The 4,875-nt window shown below is 45.8% G+C and carries 4 protein-coding genes; 1 reads left to right on the top strand and 3 read right to left on the bottom strand.

Features of this window, described 5'->3' with window-relative positions:
* The 3 genes from ACLTD4_RS32900 to ACLTD4_RS32890 form a co-directional block, all read right to left on the bottom strand.
* Nucleotides 1-655 (bottom strand): LysR family transcriptional regulator (locus ACLTD4_RS32900; protein ID WP_412331927.1); only part of this gene is annotated, 655 nt, incomplete at its 3' end.
* Nucleotides 656-709: 54 nt separating this feature from the next.
* Nucleotides 710-2,146: a glycoside hydrolase family 1 protein gene (locus tag ACLTD4_RS32895; RefSeq protein WP_006779932.1), complete on the bottom strand. Its 1,437-nt coding sequence runs from the start codon at nt 2,144-2,146 to the stop codon at nt 710-712.
* 4 nt (nt 2,147-2,150) lie between these two features.
* A complete protein-coding gene (locus tag ACLTD4_RS32890; protein ID WP_006779931.1) occupies nt 2,151-3,986 on the bottom strand; it encodes a glucose PTS transporter subunit IIA in 1,836 nt (611 codons plus the stop codon).
* Nucleotides 3,987-4,410: 424 nt separating this feature from the next.
* Between ACLTD4_RS32890 and ACLTD4_RS32885 the strand changes: the two genes are divergently transcribed.
* Nucleotides 4,411-4,875 (top strand): LysR family transcriptional regulator (locus tag ACLTD4_RS32885; protein ID WP_412331926.1); only part of this gene is annotated, 465 nt, incomplete at its 3' end.

The following is a 4,875-nucleotide window of genomic DNA, read 5'->3' as shown; positions in this document are numbered from 1 at the left end:
CAATAATTTTCACCTGGGTGTTTAAATCACCAAGCCATTTTCCAATACTGCTTTTCATAAATTCCCCTTTGGCGATGATTAACTGTCTCCCTATCAGATCCTCCGGCTCAATCCCTTCCTTTTGTGCCAGGTCAGAATCCGCGCATACCCAGGCTCCCCAGCGTTCCTTTACCGGCATGGAAACAAAATCATATTTACGGATGTCAATCGGTTCTGCCATCAATCCTATGTCCAAAAGCCCTCTTTCAATATGGTCATGGACGTTTTCCGCATTTCCACTGTAAATCTCATACTGGACCAGGGGATGCTTCTCCGAAAAAGAAGAAATAATCTGAGCCAGTAATCTGGTGGCCTGAAACTCTCCGCTGCCAATACTAATTTTTCCGGTAAGCTCCTCGTCTCTCTGCAGCAGCTCCTGACGTGTTTTCTCTGCCATGGACAGCATTTCCTGCGCCCGGTGTTTCAGTATCATGCCAGATTCCGTTAGGATGATATTATGATTACTTCTGGTAAAAAGCTCTACCCCCAGTTCTTCCTCCAGCTGCGCAATCTGACGCGATAAGGTGGGCTGAGTAACATGGAGCATCTGTGCCGCCCTTGTAAAATTCTCCTCTCTGGCTACCGCCAGAAAATAATTCAACACCCGAAGTTCCATGTTCCCGCCCCCCTTTTCATGTCATTATATCAGAATACAAAGCCTCTATCAATATTAACTCAAGTCGCTCCCATTGGTGGCAATCACTTTCTGGTACCAGTAAAAACTGTCTTTGCGTTCCCTGCTTAAGTCACCGGTTCCGTCATCAAATTTATTGACATAAATAAAACCATATCGTTTCGCCATCTCGCCGGTGGACAGGGAGACAAGGTCAATGCAGCCCCATGGGGTATACCCGATTAAGTCAACGCCATCGGCAATCGCTTCGCCCATCTGCCCGATGTGCTGACGCAGATAATCAATGCGGTACTCATCATGTATCTTTCCATCCTCTGCCTTCACGTCATGTGCTCCCAAACCATTTTCGACCACCATTAACGGAATCTGGTACCGGTCATAAATCTCGTTCAGCGTCCAGCGCAAACCTTTGGGGTCAATCTGCCATCCCCAGTCAGAAGCGTTCAAATAGGGATTTTTCGCCCCTCCCAACAGATTTCCGGCGGCGCACTCTACAGAAGGGTCGGTGGAAACACAGAACGTCATGTAATAGCTGAATGTGTAAAAATCAACCGTCCCCTTCTTCAGTTCTTCCAAATCCCCCGGCTCCATCTGAATCTCCACATTATTTTCTGCGAAGAAACGTCTGGAATAGCTGGGATAGCTGCCTCGTACCTGAACATCAGAGCAGAACCAGTTCACCATCCTCATATGGCTTTGGACTGCCAGCACGTCATCCGGATTACAGGTATAAGGATAGTCCGGTAAAAATGCAATCATGTTTCCCATCTTAAATTGAGGGTAGTTTTCATGGGCATAGTTCACAGCACGGGCCGACGCCACAAACTGATGGTGCAGCGCCTGATAACGTGTCTGCATTGTGACGGGAGCTTCCAGGGAAGGACCTGTATATCCCTGAATGGTGCTGATTGCAATCGTTGTTCCAGTGAACAGCGTACCACAGTTAATCTCATTGAACGTCAGCCAATACTTCACCTTATCCTTATAACGCTCGAAGATGACCTTACAATAATTCATATAGAAATCGATCAGACGGCGGTCAGCCCAGCCGTTGTATTTCTCTACCAACGCATACGGGAGTTCATAATGGGAAATTGTCACCAAGGGCTCAATATGATGCTTCCTGCAGCAGTCAAACACCTTATCATAATAAGCCAGTCCTTTCTCATTCGCTTCTTCTTCCTCACCGGTAGGAAAAATCCGGGTCCAGTTGATGGACAGACGAAATACCTTAAATCCCATTTCAGCAAACAGAGCGATGTCCTCTTCGTAATGGTGATAAAAATCTATGGCTTCATGGGTAGGATAAAACAGTTCCGGATCCAGGCTGGAATCAACTCTCCGCGGGACCGTATGACTCCCATTGGTGATAATATCAGGAACACCGATCCCCTTTTCATCTTCATTCCAGCCACCTTCACACTGATGAGCAGCAACTGCGCCGCCCCATAAAAAATTTTCGGGAAATTTCATATTGTTAGCCTCCAATCACAATTTTATCATTTTCTATCGCAACTTTGCCAACTTCGCTTTCATTGGCAACTAATACTGGTGTAATAACCGGGCAGCCGGCAGCCTTAATCTCATCTATATCAAACTCCAGCAGCAGCTGTCCCTTTTTAATGTTATCTCCATTACCGACATGGGCCTTAAATGGTTTCCCATTCAGTCCAACCGTTTCAAGTCCCACATGGATCAGCAGGCTGACCCCATTGCTCGATTCCAGGCCCATGGCATGTAAGGTTTCAAATATGGTCACGCAGGTACCGTCAAACGGCGCATATACTTTTCCTTCTGAAGGCTCAACCGCAAATCCCTTGCCGAGTATACCGCTGGAGAATGTTTCATCAGGTACCTGGCTGATTGGAACAACCTTTCCCGGTACGGGAGACTCGATGATAAATTTCTCATGGGCTGCTGTTTCGCTGCCTGGAGTTATCTGTGCAGAGTCAGAAGCAGGAACTGCCTCATCTTTATGTAAAACGTAAGCAAGCATAAATGAGACCACAAACGGAACTACAACGGCCAGAAGCGGAGGGATAAAATTCGGAGCTTCCGGATTCACCATTCCAAGGACCGCAAATACCCCAAGACCGAAACTATACATTTTCGTACCTGTCAGCATAATGATGGCCCCGGTAATACCCGCTCCGGCACAGGACAATACAAACATTTTAATGCGCGGAAGAGTCACTCCATAAATGGCTGGTTCTGTAATCCCGAACAGACCGGAAATAAACGCCGGGAGTGCAATGGATTTCAGCTTTCTATCCCTGGTTTTGCAGTAAATCCCCAATACAACACCAGTCTGTGCAAAGCAGACCAGGCAGGACATTGCCATGACTGCGTCCGGATTTCCTTCCAGAAGACTCATGAAAGAAAATGATGTCAGCGCAGTATGGATACCAAATAAAACCATAACCTGGTACAATGCGGAAAATATAATACCGGCAAGCAGCGGAACTGTATCCAGCAAGGCGGTAATCCCCGTGTTCACCAGACTGCCCGCCATATTGACGGCCGGTCCAATCAGGGTAAATCCAAACGGAATAACAACCGCCAGGGTAATTACCGGTGTCACGAAATTGGCAACCACTTTGGGGATGTATTTGTTTAACCATCTTGCCAGTGGAATCGCAACGGCCGTAACTGCGATAACCGGCAGAAAGGAACTGGTATATGTGGCGTTAATTGTATGTCCAAACAATTCCAGGTTCACACCGTTAATCGTGGGATAGCAGAGGATTGCGCCAATAAGGGCGCCCAAAAATCCGTCCCCCTTTAACGCCTTTGCCAGATTCATTCCCAGGAAAACCGGAAGGAAGAAAAATATCGCATCTCCCATTGCGCTGATGATTAAATCCATCCCGCTGCCGGACGGAATCATACCAGTCATTTGAAGTACTGTCTGCAATCCTTTTATGATACCGCCTGCACAGATCATATTCAGGCAGGGAAGAACAGCGCCGACAATCATATTCAGTACACGCATGGCCGGATTCACTTTCTTTTCTTCCTCTGCTTTTGTTTCGCTCCCTGCCCCATTCTGCATTCCCAGCTGCACACAGACCGCATCATACACATCTTCCACCGCATCGCCGATGACCGTCATATATTCTCCGCCTCCATGAACAACGGAAAGCACCCCTTCCAGATTCTTTACAATCTCATCGTCGGCCTTGCTTTCATCCTTAAGCCGGAAACGAACACGGGTAATGCAATGACGGACGCTGTTGATATTCTCTTTACCGCCTATATTAGCGATAATATTTTTTGCCACTTCCTCATAATTCAGATTTTTCTTCTTTACCATATGACCCTCTCCTATGATTTGTCTTTGTTTGCTGTTTCAGACTGCTGCTTTAACTGATAAATCAGATAATCCAGGCAATCCAAGTTCCCTTGTCGCTCATGAATCTTATTTAGAAGAGCTCTCCGGTGTGCAGACAAAACTGAAATTAATTCCTTCCTTTGTCCGTTATCATATGCCTCCAGAAATTGCTGTATCTTTTCAGGCGGATAACAGGAATCGGTTAGTGTCTGCGCCAGATCCCTTCTATTAAGCGGTAAATAAGACATATCCATCACCTCTGAAATCATTGTAATAGAAAAACGTTGATATATCAAATACTTGTATTTTATACCCAGATATACTTGATAAGTATATCTTTTTTTGATACTATAATCACTATAACAATATAGCTTCAGGATATTTCGTGGAAGGAGCATATAAAATTATGGAATTACGCACATTGAGCTACTTTTTGGCTGTAGCACGGGAAGGAAGTATTCTGGGAGCAGCCAATACTCTGCATTTGACACAGCCAAACTTATCCAGACAGATGAAAGAGCTGGAGCTTGAAGTCGGCAAGCAGCTGTTTATCCGCAGCAATCGGAATATTACCCTCACGGAAGACGGTATTTTACTGCGAAAACGCGCAGATGAGATTTTAACATTAGTCAAGAAGACGGAATCTGAATTGGCAAAAAGAGAGGAGGCCGTCAGCGGAGAGGTATATATTGGTTCCGGAGAATTCGACTCATTCCATTATTTCTCTACAGCCGCCAAACATCTGACAGAAAAACATCCCGACATCTGTTTTCATATCTATATCGGCAACAGCATGGAAATATTGGAACGGCTGGAAGAAGGGCTTCTTGATTTTGGACTTCTGATTGAGCCGGTGGAGGTGAATCAATAT

The sequence above is a fragment of the Hungatella sp. genome (assembly GCF_046966825.1).
This window is presented reverse-complemented; position numbering and strand designations above follow the sequence as displayed.

Excerpts from the sequence above, each read along its gene's own strand:
- ACLTD4_RS32895 (WP_006779932.1), bottom strand. The coding sequence starts at position 2,146 with ATGAAATTTCCCGAAAATTTTTTATGGGGCGGCGCAGTTGCTGCTCAT.
- ACLTD4_RS32890 (WP_006779931.1), bottom strand. The coding sequence starts at position 3,986 with ATGGTAAAGAAGAAAAATCTGAATTATGAGGAAGTGGCAAAAAATATT.